11 protein-coding genes and 3 pseudogenes are annotated in these 17,685 nt (G+C 35.6%); 4 read left to right on the forward strand and 10 right to left on the reverse strand.

Going from position 1 to position 17,685, the window contains the following annotated elements; genetic code table 11:
- Positions 1-359: 359 nt before the first annotated feature.
- The 3 genes from B2C77_RS20625 to B2C77_RS20635 all read right to left on the reverse strand — a co-directional run bounded on the left by B2C77_RS20625 (position 360) and on the right by B2C77_RS20635 (position 4,142).
- Positions 360-1,793, reverse strand: a complete 1,434-nt coding sequence (locus B2C77_RS20625) for an IS1182 family transposase (protein WP_077706730.1) — start codon at positions 1,791-1,793, stop codon at positions 360-362.
- 149 nt (positions 1,794-1,942) lie between these two features.
- On the reverse strand, positions 1,943-3,157 hold the full coding sequence (gene ltrA / locus B2C77_RS20630) for a group II intron reverse transcriptase/maturase (protein ID WP_077706731.1): 1,215 nt from the start codon (positions 3,155-3,157) through the stop codon (positions 1,943-1,945).
- A gap of 697 nt (positions 3,158-3,854) precedes the next feature.
- On the reverse strand, positions 3,855-4,142 hold the full coding sequence (locus B2C77_RS20635) for a hypothetical protein (protein ID WP_141130780.1): 288 nt from the start codon (positions 4,140-4,142) through the stop codon (positions 3,855-3,857).
- Positions 4,143-4,610: 468 nt separating this feature from the next.
- Between B2C77_RS20635 and B2C77_RS20640 the strand changes: the two are divergent.
- Positions 4,611-5,848, forward strand: a pseudogene (locus B2C77_RS20640) (IS110 family RNA-guided transposase).
- 153 nt (positions 5,849-6,001) lie between these two features.
- Here the strand turns inward: B2C77_RS20640 and B2C77_RS20645 are convergent.
- The 4 genes from B2C77_RS20645 to ltrA (B2C77_RS22260) form a co-directional block, all read right to left on the reverse strand.
- Entirely contained in the window at positions 6,002-6,397 is a 396-nt protein-coding gene (locus tag B2C77_RS20645) for a hypothetical protein (protein ID WP_077706733.1), read from the reverse strand.
- Positions 6,398-6,579: 182 nt separating this feature from the next.
- Positions 6,580-7,626, reverse strand: a complete 1,047-nt coding sequence (locus B2C77_RS20650; protein WP_438272982.1) for a DUF2332 domain-containing protein — start codon at positions 7,624-7,626, stop codon at positions 6,580-6,582.
- An 897-nt stretch (positions 7,627-8,523) separates the two neighbouring features.
- Positions 8,524-9,216 (reverse strand): HNH endonuclease, encoded by a 693-nt coding sequence (locus tag B2C77_RS22255; protein ID WP_254844022.1) that lies wholly within the window; start codon positions 9,214-9,216, stop codon positions 8,524-8,526.
- The gene (gene ltrA / locus B2C77_RS22260) at positions 9,213-10,322 is read right to left on the reverse strand and encodes a group II intron reverse transcriptase/maturase (RefSeq protein ID WP_254844023.1); all 1,110 of its coding nucleotides are present in this window, start codon (positions 10,320-10,322) and stop codon (positions 9,213-9,215) included. Before ltrA (B2C77_RS22260) ends, B2C77_RS22255 begins: the two co-directional genes overlap by 4 nt.
- Positions 10,323-11,209: 887 nt before the next feature.
- Between ltrA (B2C77_RS22260) and B2C77_RS20660 the strand changes: the two genes are divergently transcribed.
- Positions 11,210-12,124 carry a class I SAM-dependent methyltransferase gene (locus B2C77_RS20660; RefSeq protein WP_077706735.1) on the forward strand — a complete coding sequence of 305 codons (915 nt, stop codon included), beginning with the start codon at positions 11,210-11,212 and terminating at the stop codon, positions 12,122-12,124.
- A gap of 231 nt (positions 12,125-12,355) precedes the next feature.
- Here B2C77_RS20660 and ltrA (B2C77_RS20665) read toward each other — a convergent pair.
- Positions 12,356-14,166, reverse strand: a pseudogene (ltrA, locus tag B2C77_RS20665) (group II intron reverse transcriptase/maturase).
- Positions 14,167-14,703: 537 nt separating this feature from the next.
- Positions 14,704-15,117 (reverse strand): hypothetical protein, encoded by a 414-nt coding sequence (locus B2C77_RS20670; protein WP_077706736.1) that lies wholly within the window; start codon positions 15,115-15,117, stop codon positions 14,704-14,706.
- 273 nt (positions 15,118-15,390) lie between these two features.
- On the opposite strand from B2C77_RS20670, the gene B2C77_RS21835 reads away from it, so the two are divergent.
- A complete protein-coding gene (locus B2C77_RS21835) occupies positions 15,391-15,540 on the forward strand; it encodes a hypothetical protein (protein WP_017186665.1) in 150 nt (49 codons plus the stop codon).
- Between the two features lies 1 nt (position 15,541).
- Positions 15,542-16,857, forward strand: a pseudogene (locus B2C77_RS22620) (ISL3 family transposase).
- Positions 16,858-16,943: 86 nt separating this feature from the next.
- On the opposite strand, the gene B2C77_RS20680 reads toward B2C77_RS22620, so the two are convergent.
- Positions 16,944-17,669 (reverse strand): hypothetical protein, encoded by a 726-nt coding sequence (locus tag B2C77_RS20680; protein WP_054789290.1) that lies wholly within the window; start codon positions 17,667-17,669, stop codon positions 16,944-16,946.
- Positions 17,670-17,685 lie beyond the last annotated feature (16 nt).

Consider the following 17,685-nt stretch of genomic DNA (forward strand, 5'->3'; position numbering starts at 1 on the left):
TAGGATGTTTCTATGAAATAAAAATTGATTAGGATCAAGTTCTATTGTAAAAGTGAAAAATTATAAAAGAACAGCAAAACAAATCCAACTGTTTTACTGAATAACTGAATAACTCTTATATATTATCGAACATACAATCAAAAAAAATCATTATATTGTACATTCTTTATTCAGCAGGCTTTAGAAAAGCATTATAAACTGCAAATCGAGTAGGAGGGGGTGACTAACCCCCGACCTCTCACACCACCGTACGTCAGACTGTCTAACAAATATTTAGCTTTTAAATCTTGAACGTATTATTCGTTCATTTAATTGTAAAATTATTGAAATCGAAAAAATTTAAAGGGTTTTTGGGATTGTTAAGCTACTAGTAGCTTAACAATTTCCGAAACCTTTTTGATTTTCGTTAATCTTTTGAAGTTATAGGCTACACCAATTAGAGCTGCCTCCGCGTTTACAGAGTCCAGCCCCTTTCCTAGAAAGAAAGTATAACCCAAGGATCGCTTAATGGTTCCAAAAGGATGTTCTACAATTTGCGATCGTTTCTTATAGGTTGCGTTATTGGCTTCCGTATCTTCTTTCAATTTTTCAAGAAGTTCTTCATGTTCCCAGCGTTGAATATTCCTTCCTGTTTTAGCTTTTGTACATAAATTATATACAGGGCAAGATAAACAAATATCTCCCCCTTTATATCTCTTGTACTTCATACCATTTTTAGACGTATTTTCCTTATAAGGAAGTTCTTTTCCTTGAGGGCAACGATAAGTATCTGTTTCTTTTTGATACTGAAAGTTATCTTTTGAATAAGTAGGATCTCCTGACGTACTTTTGTTTTTTTGAGGTTTTAAATATAAAATGTTTCCATCATCTAAACACTCTTTTATTTCTTTTGCGTTATAATATCCTGTATCAGCCAATACGATTCTGTTTTCGTTTTTTGATAATATTTTATTTGTTTCCGAAACCATGGGAGTTAATTGGCTTTGATCATTTACATCGTTTACTACATCTAAAGTGACAATCAGTTTATGTTTATTATCAACGGAAGATTGCATATTGTAAGCTACATCTATTTTTCCGTTATTCTTCATAGCTCTAGATTCAGGATCTGTAGTCGTTAATTGATTCTTACCTTCTTCTATCATTTTCTTTTTCAGTTCAGTTAGGTTCTCTTTTTTCTTTTTATATGTATCAATTTTTGATTCAATAGACGAAACAGTCTCTTCCATTAGCTCATCCTCTTGTGCTGTTTCTTCTAGTTTTTGAAGATAGTGTTCTATCTTTTCATCCATATATTTCATCTTCTTTGTTAACCCATTTGGAGTAATATAATTTCTCTTACTATTTTGCTCCCGTATTTTTGTTCCATCAATGGCAATGAGCTTACCATCAATTAATCCCCATCCTTTAAGTAAACATGTAAAAGTACGCATGATTTTCTTAAACCCTTTACGGTTTTCCTTTAAAAATAATGAAATAGTTCCGTGATCGGGACGAATTCCGTTCACTAACCACATTAATTCAAGATTCCTTTTACATTCGGTCTCTAAAGATCGGGAGGACCTAATTTTATTAAAATATCCGTAGATGAATAATTTCAATAAATCTTTTCTCTCATACGGTTGTTGGCCAGGATTGTGTTTTTTATATTCTTTAATCCCCATTTCAGCTAAGCAAAGGGATTCTACAAAAGCATCAATTGCTCGAACAGGATTTTCTTTCTCAATCATTTCATCTAAAGATAGGATTTGAAAACTCATTTGATCTCTTGAAAAACCATGAACATCGCTCATTTTGCAAAATCTCCTCTGCTTATAAGTTACTTATATTATACCTTTTTTTAGCTTTATTTGTTAGACAGTCTGACGTACGGTTCCGTATACGGCGGTTTCATTTAGGTCCAACGCATGGTCTGATATCGCTTGGATAGACTCTTCAACCCTTACTCTAACCAATATTGGTTGCCAAGGGCTCTAGACAAGATGGGGCTCTTGGCTATACGCCAATACGCCTTCCTTGAATTTGCCCATTCCCACGCTTTTCCTTTCTTAATTCCAAGTTTCATGAGATTCTTGTATTTTGTTTTGACTTTCTTCCATTCCTTCCAGCGTATCATTCGAAGTCTTCTTCTTATCCAGCCATCTAGAGCTTCAAATATGGTAGGTGTTTCTGCTAGCTGATAATAACCAAGCCAGCCTACTAAATATCGATTTAGCTTTTCGATTCTATCCCTCATATTCATAGATCTCTTTCTGGAGGTTAGTTCTCTGACACGGTGTTTAAACCGTTTGATACTCTCTTTAGAGACCCGAATCTTTGGGTTCACCTTATGGAAAGTGAAAGAAAATCCAAGGAATTTACGTTTCCATGGGCGGTCTACTGCACTTTTCTGTTCATTTACTTTTAACTTTAGTTTTCCTTCGATAAATTCAGTAGTACTTTTCATCACTCGTAAACCAGCTCTCCTGGAACGGACATAGATATTACAGTCATCCGCATAACGGACGAAGCGAAGTCCTCTTTTCTCTAATTCCTTGTCTAGTTCATCTAAAACAATATTAGAAAGTAGTGGACTTAATGGTCCACCTTGAGGTGCTCCTTCCATGTTCGGCTGTACAATCCCACCGTCCATAATACCAGCTTGGAGATATCTGCGAATCAGTTTAAGCACTCTCGCGTCTTTGACTCGTTGGCTCAACGTTCGCATTAATCTGTCGTGATGTACTTTATCAAAGAATTTCTCTAAATCCATATCGATAACCCACCGATAGCCATCTTTGATATAGCTTCTTGCTTCTCTTACTGCGTCGTGGCCTCGTCTATTTGGACGAAAACCATAACTGTGCTCTGAGAAGGTTGGGTCATAAATGGTTGTAAGAACCTGTGCGATTGCTTGTTGGATGAATCGGTCTAACACGGTAGGAATTCCTAGCTTCCTCATTCCGCCGTTTGGTTTCGGGATTTCGACACGACGAACGGGTTGAGGATAGTAGGTACCTTCTTCGAGTTGTCCTCGAATGGAAGTCCAGTGTTCCATGATATGCGCTCGTAGGTTTTGTACAGGCATCTCATCCACACCATGACTTCCTTTATTTCGCTCAACACGTTTAAGTGCGAGTATTAGGTTTTCCCGTGATAGAATTCTTTCCAACATGATATCTTACTCCTACGTGAATTGTTCCTTCTTCTTGTGTGGCAATAACTTTCAGCCCTTCTAATGTCCCCCGCGGGATTCACCGTTTCCTCCACTAGGAAGGTTTACATGTTTCTGCTTCATCAAGTTTTGCGTACGCAAAGCGACAATTCTTCTTAAATGATTCAGCCCTTCCTAGATATCCTAGAAATATCTAGTACTACGGCTTCGGCTGACTTCTGATAGTTCAGCGAACACTTACATGTTCGGTTACGGCGTGTGCACCGCATTTCTATCAGACCTCCCAGGGTAAGCACACATTCTTCCTCTCCATGTCCCCACTTCATTTACTTTGTATACCCTTTGGCAGTAAGGGTTTTAGTTTGTAATGCAACCTCACCCAAGTATACCTAGCCTGATGAAGTTCGTGTTCCTAAGGGCGGAGATTTGCCGCCGACTTCCTTCAGATTCTGGGTCGCCCCAGACACCCTTGTCTTAAGCTAACCACTACTACTGCCTTCGTGGCTCGGGACTTCAACCCTAAAGAATGTGTGCATGCCTGGCACACACTAAAACGCTCAGAAAATATTCTGAGCGTTTTTATCTTAATATTTAATTTTTCTTCTTCAACTAAACTGCCACTTACCTCAATGTCGCTTCTTTCGCTAATGCACCATATAGTATAATAAAAAAATATTCCAAATTACTAACCACAATTTTCCTATATCTGCTTTATTAACGTAAAAATATCGATTAAATATAACAGTATAGCTGGAACAACTAAAATCGCTAATCCTAAAATAGCTAAAAACATAAACGGGTTCCAAACCATTCTTCTATTCAATAGAAGAACAACGGTTGAACTTACAACACTTACCATAAAGGCGTATTTGATTTGTATTCCAAATTGGTACAAAATTCCGATTGGCATTGGTCCAAATTCGGGCGGCTGAATATATGATTCGGTCCAAATAGTAGAAACGATAAGAATTATCAAAGCATAACTCAATAGAAGTAAAATACTACTAATAACTTTATTAAGGCTAATGTTTTTCACCCTTTCTTTCAATTTTCATTAGATAAATTTCGTTATCGCTTATTCCACAAAACTGCCCCGTTAGCTAAATAACACCTATCTAAATACTAACATAATATTCCAATGATAAAACTCGAATTTTATAAAGCAAGGTGACCCCATAAGGATCACCTTGCTTAACTCTTGCACCCGTTCGTAATATAAGGTTAGCCAGAATTTACTGGTTGACCTTTTTTTATAAGGTTTTATTATTACGGTAGTCGGGGTAGAACGTCGCACCCGTGGGACTAGATCCCGTCAGCTAAACTGTTCACCCCCTACTTGTATAAACATGTTTCAGGCTGGTTGGGACAACTTGATCCCGTTTAACAAGCGAACCTATGACATTACAAGAAGCCTTAGGGGATACCGACAAATTTATATTCTAGGAGGAGATAGTATATGAATCCAGTAATTGGTCTGGATGTTTCTAAAGGAGAAAGTCAGATTCAAGCATTTTTAGATAAAGGCAAACCTTATCGAAAGAGCTTTAGTATTAAGCATGATATTAAAGGGTTGGGAAATTTACTAGAATTCCTTCATGAAGTTGAAAAATTGGCTAACGGCAACCAGCCTACGGTCGTGTTGGAATCAACTGGTCACTATCATTATCCAGTTACTCAATTTTTGGAAGAACAAAATTACGTTTATATTATTGTTAACCCTCTTATTTCACATCGGGCAAAAAGTTCAAGTCTGCGTAAAGTTAAAACTGATGCAATAAATGCTTATCATCTTTGTGAGCTGTTTTATAAAGAAGAGTTAGAGCCTTATAAAAAGCGAGGTGTTCAACTTTTAAATCTACGCAACCTTACTAGACAACAAGAAAGTATTGCAGAAATATCAGCCAAGACTAAGCTACAGTTACATTCCCTGTTAGATCAGGTTTTCCCTGAATATAGGGGGGTGTTTGGAAGTTTATATTCAAAGGTATCATTGCTTACTTTACTAGCATTCCCAACATCTCAGGCTGTATTAAGTGCAAGTGAGGGGGAAATAGCTGAGAAGATACGTGCACTATGTAAGAGTCGTTCTGAGCTTTGGGCACAAGAAAGGGCCAAAAAATTAAAAGAAGATGCCCTCCGCAACCCATTTCAGAACAACCTGTATCAGAGTAATATCTTTAATCTTGAGATGTTAGTTCATCTTGTACTTCAATACCAAGAGCATCTATCTAAGATTGCGACGAAATAGATGCCCTCGCTAAAGAAGTTGAAGAATATCATCTCCTCCAATCTATTCCTGGAATCGGAGAAAAAATCGCTGCAACGATTATTTCCGAGATTGGAGAGATTAACCGATTTGATAGTGCCAAAAAGCTCGTTGCATTCGCTGGTGTGGATCCGAGTGTTTACTCTTCTGGTAAGTTTACAGCATCAGTAAATCGAATCACTAAACGAGGCTCGAATAGACTACGGCACGCTTTATATATGGCTGTTCAAAGTGGCATTCGTGATTCTCGTAAAAAGAAAACAACCGATGAAATCATAGCACGCAATAAGAGACTAAGAGAGTTTTATGATAAGAAACGTGAAGAAGGTAAACCCTTTAGAGTTGCCGTTATTGCATGCGTTAATAAGCTCTTACATTGGATTTACGCCTTACTAAAAAACAGAACCACATTCCAAGATATAGCATAATACCTATATCTAACTAAATATAACAAAACCTTCCAGTCACTAAGTAGTGGAGGGTTATTTGGCATACGTAATTTTAGTATATCATGAGAGAATTAATTTTTTTAGAGAAAAATATTGACAACTATTAGCTGGTTTAGCACAAATATAAGTGAGTTATCCTTCTCTCAACCCTAAATACCTTATTTCCTTATCATCCACTTTTACTATATAAATGTCGCTATTTTCGACAGGTTCGTATATTTTAGTTCCAACTGTCAGTTTGGTAGCTGTATAATCCTCAAATGCGTCACTATCGTTGGTTTGTTTTTTAATCTCACCAACTTCTTCGCCCAATGTTAATTCCTCTTCATTAACCCATTCAATATCTTCGGCATTAGTATATACAATGCCATTCAAGACAAATATATCTGCATCCTTATTCTCTAATAAAATTTGTTCAGCAGTAGGGTTGCCAATATCGTTTCCCGATTTTTTGGGTGTTGTTTGGTTATTGCAAGCTACCAATACCATTGATAATAATAAAATTAACAATACCTTTCTTTTAAACATCCCAAATCACCCCTTTACAAAATTAGACGGTTGACAAAAGATTTTAGTTTCATCTTATTCAACTCTACTGCCCTTTACATCAATATTGCTTCTTTCGCTAATGCCCCCGTTTGTTTAAGTACATCTTTTCACAAAGTCTCAAAGGGCAAAAAAGTTGCCCATAGAGTAGCAGCTTTAGCATTTTACTGAATTGGCATTTGGCGTTTCAAAAACCATTCAAACCATCTACCGTGTCCATCGGTTTCAGCTATAGTGCTTTTACTTTCAATACCATCCAAATAATAATCAAGGTGTAAATACCTATCTTGAATGTTATTGTAAATATGGAATACGTCTCTATTTTTACCAATAGCTTCAACAATTTGTAAGAGTTGTTTTTTCATTTCTAAAGGGACTTGGTTAGCAACGTGAGTATGGAAAATACAAATCACACTGTCCTCTGGAATGTTATCAACAAATTTAGATAATAAACTTATTCCATCACCATCAAATAAACTCACTGGAACTTCCTGAATATATTTTGCAGCTTCTTCAAACATAAACAACCTCTCTTTATGTTCGGTCCATATTAAGGATTTAAGCCACAATTTCTCATCCTCATCATTGAGATCAATTGTATTTAAATCTAGACCAACCCTTGTCGATACTGGTGGTGGTGTCGAATGGAGAATTGGAGTATTTTTCCCTTTTATTTCTGCTGTAATATTAAGATTGGAATCAATATTACCATAAATGTCATTTTGTCCGTATGAATATGAATATTTATCCCAAAGAAGCTGTACCCCTGCACTTGTTCCAATTTCAATAAGTGCTAATGGTTTCTTCGCTTTCTCGTAAATAGTACAAAAAGCAGGATAAAGGTATGCACATCTTCGTACTTCATTCGTTTGGACAAGTCTAGTTTTGAGAATTGACTCAATTTCACTCCGATATTTACAACAAAAATCCTTAAAGAATTCAAACGAGTACCTATATGCCTTTGGATTACTTACTACGCTCGGGTAAAACTCTTTTAATGGGTGTTCCTTACCTTTTAGTAAAAGATAATGCACTGCACCAAATAAAAGGTTTGGGATAGGTTGCCCCTCGCCTGCGTTCTTGCAAATTGTAAGAAGTTCATCATCCTTAGAAATTTTTATGGACAAATATTCATATAACATACTCGAACCCTTACATTCCTTTTCAGCAAAAGTCAAAAAAGTTTTAGATAAAGCTTCGTTATAAACCAAAGAGCCTTCCCCCTTAAAAACAATATCCTCTTTATATTCGATAACCATAATAACTTCTATCTCAATAGTAACATAATATTCCAAATATATTATTGGAATTTTACCATAAGAAAAAGGCGACCTTTATAGATCACCTTCTTTATCTAACGCACCCGTTAATTTAAGTGCATAAATTCACAAAGTCTCAAGTAAATAAAAGTAGTTTTACTTTAATTTTTGATTGTTAAGTAATGAATCGCAAAATGGTTTACACAAACCTTGCTCTGACATACGTTCTAAAAGTTCTTTAGTAGAAATTTTATTCGAAGTATTTCTTTGGATAGCTGAATCTAATAATTCATATTCAAAATAGCTTATGAGTATTGCGGACAGATTGAGCCAGCAGTGCGGAGTTTTAAGCCACTGTATGCGGATGTTTGAGCCAGTAATTGCGGAAGGGAGATCCACAGTAAATGCTTTGCCATAAATAGCGCCGCCCCCATTGACTTAACTTTTGTCTGTGTTAAGGAACAATCGCAGGTCTGTCATAAATATTACCAAAGAGGCACACCTGCTCAAGTATGATAACACAGACAATCCCCCTGTAGCTTTAAAATAAAGATTGATATAAAAACATCTTCCTTTCCCTATACAACAAAAAACAGAAAACCGTAACTTTAATCAATATTGATTAAAAATTACGGTTTTCTGTTTGAATGAATATTATTTGTTACAATAAAGTTTGATCGTTTCTTTGTTAAGCTAAAGTTAGCAATAGGTAAGCGTTTGATGCTATCTCCAGCTTTTCCCCTGCTCCGCACCGAACGTGCTAGTTTCCCAGCATTCGGCGGTCCATCTACCGTTATGTACTAGATTATAAGTTCTTCGTTACTTTTAGACGTGAGATTATTCTACCTTTTAAAGCCCGCATTCCATTCGGTATTGATTTAGTTTTTTTATCGTTGAGTGATTAAAACCGAATTTTTGTATTTCTGATGCAATCTTCTCTTTATCCTTACGATGTACAAGCCGATGTATGTCTTTATGAAGAATGCGAAGATTGTTGAACTTATCAGTTCCTCCGAGATTTTTGGGTATATAATGATGGCAGTGAACTTCATAAGCAGTTAAGTCCCAACCTGTGATTTCACATTTTCCCATTTTCATACTGAAACGACTAATGCGATTATCCATGTATTCAACCGTTCTATTAGGAAGGGTTGCCTTCATTAGTTCGCTAATTTCTGACTTAATATTAGGCTTTAGTTTATCGTAGATTTTCTTTCTGCCTTCTTCTGTAAAAAGAGATAATGTTGGACTAAAGTTCATTGCATTTACTGTTTTGACGTTTCCTATAGGAAACAAATAGACAGTAGCAATCTTAAACGTTTTAAATCCTGTGCTGTAAAACTTTTTATAAGTCGAATTAGGATTGATTGGATGCCCATATTTCCCAACAGAACGAAGGCGGTTGTACAGAAAGGCTTTTATCTCGTAGGCAAGACGTGAGAATTCTGGATTAACGTGTGTAGCTCGGTTAAAGTAATTATGAATACCTAAAACAAAACTGTTATAGCGTAAGGCATTTTGAATTGTAGGAGAGTTTTTCATTTTTCGTATGTGCATTTTAGCTTGTTCTTTGAGTTTCTCCCGTTTTTTGTGTTTAATGCCTGTGTGGCAACTCTTTTCTTCCCTTTAATATCTGCCCTAATCGTGAACCCTAAGAATTCGGATTCTCGTTTTCGTAAGTTTACGATTTGCGATTTCTCTGGTGAAATATCTAGTTTTAGTCGTTCTTTTAAGTACAATCTTACCGCATGGTACCACTTTCGAGCCGTTTTTCCATCTCGACAGAGAATTTTAAAATCGTCCGCATAGCGGACGAGGTACCCCTCTTTGAGATTTGTACGCTTCTTAGCGTATAGCTCACCCTCTCTTGTTTTATAATTTTTTGTGAGAGGGAAGAATTCCCATTGTTCGGAAACCCAGTGGTCCAAGTCATTGAGTACAACATTTGATAATATTGTCGATAACAAGCCACCCTGCGGTACGCCCTTGGATGGTACGCCCTTGGATGGTACGCCTTCTTTATCAATTTCAGCTTTTAGCATTTTAGCAATGCAAGCTAAAACCTTTCTATCACGGATACCTAAGTTCCATAATTGTTTAAGAAGGAGGGTATGGTTGACATTGTCGAAAAATCCCTTGATATCAATATCAACAACATAATGCAGTTGCGATTTATTGATTAAGAATTGAATTCTTGCCATAGCATGATGAGTAGACCGTAACGGTCTAAAACCGTAGCTATGTTTATAAAAATAAGTTTCAACGATTGGATCAAGAACTTGTTTAAAACATTGTTGAATGATGCGGTCAAGAATACATGGAATGTCAAGTGGTCTAAATTTACCGTTTTCCTTTTCAATCCATTTTCTTTTGACCTTCTTAGGGTGATAGTTTTCTAGTTTTGTTTGGATTGTTTTCACTAATTCATTTTCCGATAACTTTTTAATATCTTTGATGGTTTTCCCATCTGTACCAGGTGTTCTCGAACCTTTATTGGATTTCATTGTTCGATAGGCTAATAAAATATTTTCCCTTGATGTGATGATTTCATATAAACAATCGAAGGATTCTTTATTATTGGCTCTTTCGTGTAAATCCGTAAAGGCTTCTGTCATATTGTAGTAATCCCAATATCTCAAAGTGGACACTGCGGCATCCCTCCTTATGAGTGATGTCCCCACATTCTTACCCGATCGGTGTCATTCACGTGAAGAAAATAATCGTTCTATCTCGCTAGACTTGGGGCTGTTCCTCCACTCCCATTACAGGAGATTCATCAGTTGTAACCCTACCTTCGCAAGAATAAATGCATTTCAGTTTTTAACCTTATAGCAAACGTTTCGGATGACAGTCCTCACTTCAACGTTCCTTGCTTCCCAAGTCCCTTACAATGTAGCTATCCATTCTAGACGTAGGTGCTTCCTCTAAGCCTGCGAGCTTGATACCGCCATTGTTCGGTATAGCGTTTTTCAGAGGGTGCAGTTTTACTCAACACCACTCGCCCCAACGTTAGTTGGGACATAGCTTTACACTATGTTCTTAACTTTAGACCCTTAAATTCGGAAGTTCGTCGGTTCCTTTAGGATGAAACATTCTCACCGTATCTAGTTTTTCAGCCATCCGGCATATCAGTTAGCATACCTTTTCCATTGGAATGGCTATAGCCTTCCTTCTGCCGACTCTACCTGTGCTTCGAACCCTATGAACTGTCACTCATAACGCACGCAGGAATCTTAATGAGGTCGTTTCAGAAAAAACATGGCTCCATCATTCCGACCTTCCATTGTAAAGTTGGAATTCAAATAAATGAATTCCCTGCATTTTCACGCTACAGAACGCTTATAGCAGAACTTGTCGCGCGCACCCATTAATCGAACTAGAATTTTTTATTAAAATATTTCCCTATAATACACAATCATTAAATTTGACAAAATAATTTATTTGTGCTATAATTTACGGTTATCGTTTAATTGTGTATAATAAGATTCTCCTGGCCAGGAGAATCTTATTCTTTTATATATGGGAGGAAAAGGGTATGAAAAAAAATGAATCCAGTTTAACTTCCTTAGTATCGGCTTTCGGTCGTGCATATCATAATAAATATGACACACCCAAAATTTTTGATGATTTTTTGGCAAACAATTTAATTTCCGAAGGAGAGTTTTCAGCTATCAGCAGTAATATGATTAACGGTATACAGTTTTTCAACAGAGATATTGGGCAAAAATTTAAAGATGATTCAGAGGAAATTTTAAAATGGATTACACAGGTCCAACTTTCCCCAACACCCTTAGCACGCTCTGCCTATTGCGAAAAAGTATTACTTAATGAAATTAGGTTAGGTGTAAAACAATATGTCATACTTGGAGCAGGCCTGGATACTTTCTGTTTCCGATATCCAGAGTTGAAAAGCAGATTAAAGATATTTGAAATTGATCATCCAGCTACACAAGAATTTAAAAAGAAAAAGTTAGAGGATGCTAAACTTAATATCCCGAATAATCTTCATTTTGTTTCTATGGACTTTACTACTGAATTTTCCCATCAAGATTTAGCAGATGAAGGGTTTAATAACAAAAAAACTTTCTTTAGCCTCTTAGGTGTTTCATATTATTTAACTAAAGAGGAAAATAAGGCCTTAATCAATCATTTATTTTCTAACGTCCCACCTGGTAGCTCCATTGTTTTTGATTATGCAGATGAAAAACTCTTTAAAGAAAAAGGAATATCTAATAGAGTTGAAAATTTGGTAAAAATGGCTTCAGCAAGTGGGGAACCAATGAAATCGAATTTCACTTATAATGAAATAGAGAACATGTTAGAAAAATCAGGTTTACTAATTTATGAACATTTATCACCAACTACGATAAATGAGCTTTTCTTTAAAAATAGGACGGACTATTTGTCTGCGTTCGAGACAATCCATTTTATCCACGCTGTAAAGAAATAATTTTCTAATTTAAAAGCCTCTCAATGATACTGGTGATTGAGAGGCTTTTACTATTCAATGCGACATTCAGTTAATATCGCTTATTAATACAGATAGGTAAGGGTTTGAAGTTATCGCTCCCTTTTCCCCCTGTTCACACCGTACATGCGACTTTCACCGCATACGGCGTTCCAACTAATCCAATTCATTCAATTTATGTATTTTTAGATTTGACTTTTGCTTTCTCCGAAATCAAACTGTTTGATTATGACATTGTAATCGAAGTTCGTTAAGTTTTTCTACTTGCTTTTTGGAAAGATTTAATACTTTTATTAATGCATTAATTTTATCATTATCTTTCATGTGTACTAATATGTAGGCTGACTCATGAAGTATTACTAAATTTGAGAATGAATCATCTTTTGAAAAATGATAGGGATTCTTATGGTGGCAATGCCAATCATTTAGACCTAGTTCTACTCCAGAAATGGCACACTTACCATACTGAGCGATAAATTTACTTATTCGATTGTCGTTATATTCAATTGTCCGATTAGAAATAAAACTTTTCATGATATGCGATAAAACATCTTTGTTTATGGCTTTCAATCCTTTGTGTATCTTCTCTCTACCTTCGGTAGTGTAATTACACGTATCCTGTGAAAAACATAAATTCGTTTTGTATTTTTGGGCATGAATAGGTACAAAAACCATGTTTTGTATCTTATACAGTTTGCACTTGTATCCTTTATACCTCTTTTGTAATGTCTTAGTCATGTCATGGAATTCTGCGTCTGTTCTAAGAATCATTAGGCGATTATACATCGTTTTTCGTAGATAAGAGTTTAACTCATTAAGATTTATCGAAATTCTAGTGGCTGCTGAATAGTAATTTTGTATCCCCATAACGATAGTGTTGAAATTCCAAACAGTTTGATTGCTAGGATGTTTCTGAACAGCCTTTATTGCTTCTTTTATTTTGTTAGAAGTATTTATCTTTGCTTTCTTAGACATATTTGACTTGGCTACATAGCCAAATCTCGTTTTGCCCTTCCTTATTGCTTTAATGGAAAACCCGAGAAATTCGGAAGAATTTTTCTTTAGGTTTATTACCTTAGATTTTTCTTCACTAGTTTCAAGGTGCAATCTAGTCATCAAGAAATCTTTAATTGCGTAGTTCATTCTGATTGCTTGTGAACGTGTGCGGCAAAGTACCTTGAAGTCGTCCGCATAGCGGACAATATAACATTCTTTTAGCTCAAACTTCTTTAGTGCTTGATATTTAATCCCATTTGTCTTATATTGAAAGTCACTGGCAAAAGTTTCCCATTGATTACTTATCCACCAATCTAGTTCATTCAAAACAATGTTTGATAATAGGGGAGATAAAATGCCACCTTGCGGTGTTCCTTTAGTTGGTACACCTTCACCATGAATTTCAGCTTTTAATAGTTTCGAGATAATGGCAATCAATGATTTATCTCTTATCCCTAAAGACCAAATCTGTTTTAAGAGTTTACTGTGATTTACGTTATCAAAGAAACCTTTAATATCAACATCAATACAGTGATGAAGTCCAGATTGATTTATTAAAAACTCAAATCTTGCTTTCGCATGATGGGTGTTTCTATTAGGACTGAATCCATAGCTATGCTTGTGAAACTTCGCTTCACAAATTGGCTCTAATACTTGTGAAACACACTGTTGAAAAATTCTATCCCAAATGGTTGAAATTCCTAGTGGTCGTACCCTGCCATTTGCTTTGGGAATTAAAACACGTCTAACTTTTTGTGGTTCAAATGATTGAAACATAGATTGAACCTTCACTGTCACATCTCCACTGATAAATGACTAATATCTTTAATTGTTAATTTATCTATTCCTGCCGTTTTACTTCCTGTATTCCTTTTGATATTTCGATAGGCAAGCCTTATATTTTCATTAGAACTCATCAATTCTATTAATCCATAAAACTTTTCACCATTGACACTTCGAGTATAGAGAGTGTCAAAACACTCTTGTAGATTATAATACTCATTATGTCTCAGTTTCTTCCGTTTCAATAAGTCGGTACCCCTTTCGGAGTTAACCTCTTTTAGTCTCACGAGAACCTTATTAACCGATAAAGATCTGCCTTACATGGTTGAATGATTCTTCATTAGTCTAGTGGCTATCCCTCTGTGTTGATTAGACACTTCATTGGTCCCGTGCCACCACTTTCACTGATACAAAAATAAGTTATATCATAACTATTGTCATTATAATTTTCCTTATTACCATTTCATTAGAAGTAAGTCCTCCATGTTACGGTAAATTCCTACGCCTTTTCACCGAGCTTTTAACACTATTATTCTTACTAATTCAAGTGCTAATCGACTTAGAGAGAACCCTTCCGAGCGTTACCTCCTCATTTGATTCTTAAATATAATCCTTCAATTCCGTAGAGAATCGCCTAGCCTTTACCAGAGTGATGTAGCCATCCTCCATTTAAACTAGGAACATTTCGCACAACTATTCTGCCACGTTAGTACAACAATTTCAAAACAAAGGCGCGTTAATCCTTCCTGAACTAACGCATCAGTTACTTTAAGTGTTTTACTTCACAAATCATCGATATCATTCAGATTGTCATTGTTTAGTTTTAGTTCCTCCGAGTTTTCTTTCCAACATATAGTTACTTTTATAATTTCAGATTCATCAACGATAAATGTACACTCACTGCAAGATTGCTTATTCCCACCTAATTCTATTACACCTTTATCATCTAATGGAGTATTACCGGCCATTTTACCACTGTCGGTTTTGATAACATAACTAATTTCGCCGCTAGGAATAGGTTTCTCACCAATATATTCTATTTTTGCTTTTGTATGCTCTCTTTGTTCATCTAGTATTTCTACCGTATAGATTACTTTCCAATTATCACTTTTACCTTCAAAATCAACTATTTCTGTTTTCGAACATGCACCTAAAATTACAAATATAAGCAATAATAACAAGACCTTTTTCAACATAAAATTCCCCCAAAATAAATTTCCTACGACTTATTAAAACATCCACTTAAAATAACCTGCCCCTATACTTCAAAAAAGGTGCCTTGAAGAAATGGGCAGTTTAAGTGAAAAACTCACAATGTTTTCCCTTTATAAAATCGGGTCTTCGGAATATATAGTGGAAAACCCAGTTTAATAGTTTAACAACAATTTAATCATAAATCGGATTATTTAGTGGAATATCATTATCCTTTATTGGTATAATTAACCTATCAAATGATAGGAGTGATGGTAATGAGAGAGTTTAAGTTTCGTGCTTGGATAAATTTGTACTCACATTGGCATATGACAAATGAAGTACAATATGTGGATGATAAGACACTTGAATGCAATTTAAAAATTATTGGTAATATCTATCAAAATCCAGAGTTGGTTCAGGTGTAATATGAACGACTTATTATTCCTCCCAGATCTTACAGCAATCGAACCACCACAAGAGAATGAAACCGATATGATGTTTAAAGTGGAAGCAATCTATCCTCCAGAACGTTGTCCAGAATGTGGTTTTGACAAGTTATATAAGCACAGCTCACGAAAACAATTGATTATGGATTTGCCCATTCGTTTAAAGCGAGTTGGCTTACAATTGAACCGTAGACGTTATAAGTGTCGTGAGTGTGACTCGACCTTTTGGGAACGTCTTATATCCATTGACGAAAAGCGTAGTATGACCAGAAGGCTGTTAGAATCCATTGAAGAGCAATCAATGTCTAAGACCTTTGTTAGAAGTCGCAGAAAGCGTTGGTGTTGACGAGAAGACCGTTAGGAACGTCTTTAAGGACTATGCGGCATTTAAAGAAAGAGAATACCAATTTGAGACTCCTAAATGGCCTGGGATAGATGAAATACACATCATTCGTAAACCTCGTCTGGTACTTACCAACGTCGAACGGAGAACTATCTATGACATCAAAAAGGATCGTAACAAGGATACAGTCATTAAACGCCTTTTAGAGATTGAAGATAGGTCTTATATCGAATACGTCACAATGGATATGTGGAAACCTTACAAAGATGCAGTGAATATCGTCCTTCCACACGCTAAAGTGGTGGTAGATAAGTTTCATGTAGTCCGTATGGCAAATCAAGCCTTGGATAGTGTTAGGAAATCTTTAAGAACTAATATGACACCAAAAGGAAGAAGAACACTTATGCGTGATAGGTTTATACTTCTCAAACGCAGGCACGATCTAATCGACCGTGAATTGCTACTTTTAGAAACTTGGCTTGGAAATATTCCTGATTTGAAGGAAGCCTATGAACTCAAAGAAGAATTCTATAAGATATGGGATACGCCAAGTTCACAAGAAGGTGAAAAACGATATATAAATTGGCGTCAGCGTTGTGTATCCAGTAATGTTAAAGATGCTTATAAAGACCTTGTTAGAGCCGTAGACAATTGGAATGAAGAAATATTCAATCACTTTGATAAAAGACTTACTAACGCATATACAGAGTCTATAAAATAGCATTATACGTCATGTTGAACGACTGGGAAAAGGATATTCTTTTGATTCTTTAAGGGCAAAAATTTTATTCAACGAAAAGCTTCATAAAAAGCGGAAACCTCGTTTTAATAAAAATGCTTTTTACGATGCTTTACCAAATATGTTTGACCACGTTACAGATCACAACGTTTCAGATAACTTTGGTATCGACTTCACCACATTTATTAAGGAGTTGGAAAAGGGAGAGCTATAAGTTCCGTTCCACCATAAATCCGAAAATCCAAGAAAAAAGCACCCTATATAAATTTCAGGGTGCTAGAAATATTATGTTACTGAACATTATTTATTAATAATTTGTACTTGCTCATGTTTATGGACATAATCTTCTGGTAAAGGAAGTTGACCATTCTCGTCCATTTTGTACTCTTTACCTTGAATTATAAATATAGTATTTTCATCATGTCCAAACTTTCTCCAGTCCTTCTCTTTCATTCCTCTACTCTCAAGATCAACTTCATGAATAACACCAGAAGGATCGATCCTATATCTTGTCGGTTTATTATTTATAGTGAAAGGCTCTTCGGTATTGATTCCCAATCTATTAAATCCTTCTAGTACTTCACTAGCTTCTCTTGCAGTATACATAATATTAATTCTTCCAGTCTCTGCAAACGTCTGTAAATGAGTTAAAAATTGCCTGTTTTTCTCTAGATGGACACGTTTCTCATCACTAATTTGATTATCGTAATGCAGTGTTTGAACGTAACTTGAATTTGAATCATTATTAAATTGATAGTTTATCAATCCATAATCTGTATCCACACTGTATACTTTGTTTTCTTCAATAGTTAAATTGTAATTTCTGTCAACCTGTAACCGTGGTGAAATAGATTTATCATTGTATTTCACTTTATTAGTTTTGGGATTATATATTTCTACATTCTTATTAGAATGAACACCATCAGTTCTCTCTATTGATTGTGAAACTGTGTTACGGAAATTTTGTTGTTGGACATTACTTTTATCAAAATAATTATTTAGTAATCTTTGAATACTAGAGACCATTTGACCTTTTCAAACC

The sequence above is a fragment of the Virgibacillus dokdonensis genome (genome assembly GCF_900166595.1).
GTDB classification, from domain to species: Bacteria; Bacillota; Bacilli; order Bacillales; family Amphibacillaceae; genus Virgibacillus; species Virgibacillus dokdonensis.

Excerpts from the sequence above, each read along its gene's own strand:
- B2C77_RS20645 (WP_077706733.1), bottom strand. The coding sequence starts at position 6,397 with ATGTTTAAAAGAAAGGTATTGTTAATTTTATTATTATCAATGGTATTG.
- B2C77_RS20670 (WP_077706736.1), bottom strand. The coding sequence starts at position 15,117 with ATGTTGAAAAAGGTCTTGTTATTATTGCTTATATTTGTAATTTTAGGT.
- B2C77_RS20680 (WP_054789290.1), bottom strand. The coding sequence starts at position 17,669 with ATGGTCTCTAGTATTCAAAGATTACTAAATAATTATTTTGATAAAAGT.
- B2C77_RS22255 (WP_254844022.1), bottom strand. The coding sequence starts at position 9,216 with ATGAAAAACTCTCCTACAATTCAAAATGCCTTACGCTATAACAGTTTT.
- B2C77_RS21835 (WP_017186665.1), top strand. The coding sequence starts at position 15,391 with ATGAGAGAGTTTAAGTTTCGTGCTTGGATAAATTTGTACTCACATTGG.
- B2C77_RS20625 (WP_077706730.1), bottom strand. The coding sequence starts at position 1,793 with ATGAGCGATGTTCATGGTTTTTCAAGAGATCAAATGAGTTTTCAAATC.
- B2C77_RS20660 (WP_077706735.1), top strand. The coding sequence starts at position 11,210 with ATGAAAAAAAATGAATCCAGTTTAACTTCCTTAGTATCGGCTTTCGGT.